The organism is Butyrivibrio sp. (assembly GCF_024699075.1).
This window is the reverse complement of the sequence record NZ_JAILQF010000266.1, coordinates 1-2,078: the sequence shown is the minus strand read 5'-3', so window position 1 is coordinate 2,078 and position 2,078 is coordinate 1. Positions and strand designations below refer to the sequence as shown.

The window sequence follows — 2,078 nt, the reverse complement described above, 5'->3', positions numbered from 1 at the left end:
CAGGTACTGCACACTTGATGAAGACCTTGACCCTATAAGGGAAGAAATGGATAAGTGCAGGAAGGACAAGTCCTTCAGGGTCAGAAATCTGTCATTTATCGTCCTGTCTTATAACGATGAATGGCTTATGAAAAAATGTCTCAAAGCACTTAAAGAAGAATGTACTGATAATGATGAGATAATAGTTGTAGATAATGCTTCTACTGATGGAATAGCCCAGTGGCTTAGGCAGCAGACCGGAATAAGACTCATAGAAAATGGAGATAATGTTGGCTTTTCCATAGGATGTAATATAGGTGTCATTGCAAGTGAAGAAGATAATGATATTCTTCTTATTAACAATGATGCAGTACTTACTCCTGGAGCCCTTTTTTGGATGAGAATGGCTCTTTATGAGAATATAAACGTAGGGGCAGTAGGAGCTGTCTCTAACAATGCTACAGAGCAGAGCGTTGAGATATATTTAGGAACAACTGATAAAATAGGCTCAGCTATAAAATATGGTATAGCTCATAATATTCCTATGGAAAATCCTTACGAAGACAAGGTAAGGCTTACAGGCTTTTGCGAATTGTTATCAAGGGATGCAGTAAACCACATTTATATAGAGTATACTACAAAGGACGAGGAGCATTTCCCTGAGACTGTACAGCAAACGCTTAGAAATATGAGAGGAAGAAAGCTTTTATTTGATCCGAGATTTACACCTGCATATTTTGAAGATGATGACCTTGGTATAAGGATTTCCGAAGCTGGATACAGGCAGATATTGTGTCATAATGCTTTTGTTTATCATCAGGGCGGAGATACAAATCAGGATACAGTATCAGAAAATACCAAAAATCTTCTTGTAAAGAACAGAAAGGTCTTTGAAGATAAATGGGGCTTTGATATCTGGAATTATGAAGCGGTGTCAGAAGATCTGCTTCGAGCTGTTGCAGATATAGCAGAAGGAAGGGCTGATGGAAAGCCTATATATCCATGGTTTAGATTCCTTGAGATAGGATGTGGCTTTGGAGTTAATATGTCTAATCTTAAATACAGATATCCAAATTGCTATGTTGCAGGAACGGAAAGTTTTGTTGATGTAGCTTTTCTTGGCAGATACATGGGAGACATCGTAGCAGGGAATCTTGAAGAGACAAAGCTTCCTTTCCCGGATCACTCTTTTGACATAATATGTATTTATGACGCATTAAACCATGCGGAAAATAAAGATGAGCTGTTTATGAAGATAATGCGCCTTTTGAAGACCGACGGATATATAATTGTTTCGAAGGGAAGTGGTAATAGTATACCAAAGAGCATAAATACTGTAATAATCTGATCTTGAAATAATAAAAAATAGCGAATTGATTTGCAGTTTTACAAAAAAATGCAGATCAATTCGCGTTTTGACTATAAGCTAAGGTTTGAAGATTTTAAATTTCAAACCTTAACTTATGGCTAGGATTCTTTTTAGGGCCGGAGCGTAGGAGCCGCACTGGCGGTAGTATTCGAGAGCTTTTTGAGGCTCTCCCAGACTTTCGTATATAAGACCTATATTGTATTTGGGAGCATAGGTATTGACGCCGTCTATAGAATAATTTTTGATATTCATGGCCTTTTGGAACTGGTCAATAGCTTCATCATATCTTGCGTTGTTCATATATATAAGTCCCATAAGATATACATAGTCTGCACGGTTTTCGAACTTGTCATAGAACTCTTCAAGCGACAGAGCTTTATCATACTGTTTCAATTCCAAAAGACAGAAACCGTAGCTTTCAACCATGTCATGTACATATGTATGAACAGGGTTAGGACGAAGTGATATTCCGCTATAGAAATAGTGCGATGCAAGCGCAGGATCTTTCATGGCTACGTAACATTTGCCAAGCTGATAATATGTATAGGCTGAAGGTCCTTCTGTTCTTAGGGTATCCTGAAGCATTGTAAGGTCACGTTCTGCCTTTTTTCTTCTGTTATTGATGGTCTCAAAGCCGGCATGATAAAAGGTAAGAGGTATTTCAAAATATTTTGGGCTGTCATAATCCATTGGGACAAGTTCCTTGTTTATGGGCTCAATTGTCTCCTGG

The 2,078-nt window shown here is 38.1% G+C and carries 2 protein-coding genes; one reads left to right on the top strand and one right to left on the bottom strand.

The features are described from left to right. On the top strand, nt 1–1,327 hold a 1,327-nt coding region (locus K6G87_RS11090; RefSeq protein WP_296837085.1), incomplete at its 5' end, for a glycosyltransferase. Nucleotides 1,328–1,435: 108 nt separating this feature from the next. On the opposite strand, the gene K6G87_RS11085 is transcribed toward K6G87_RS11090, so the two are convergent. Continuing rightward, nucleotides 1,436–2,078, bottom strand: a 643-nt coding sequence (locus K6G87_RS11085; protein ID WP_296837082.1) for a tetratricopeptide repeat protein, incomplete at its 5' end; no start/stop codon positions are given.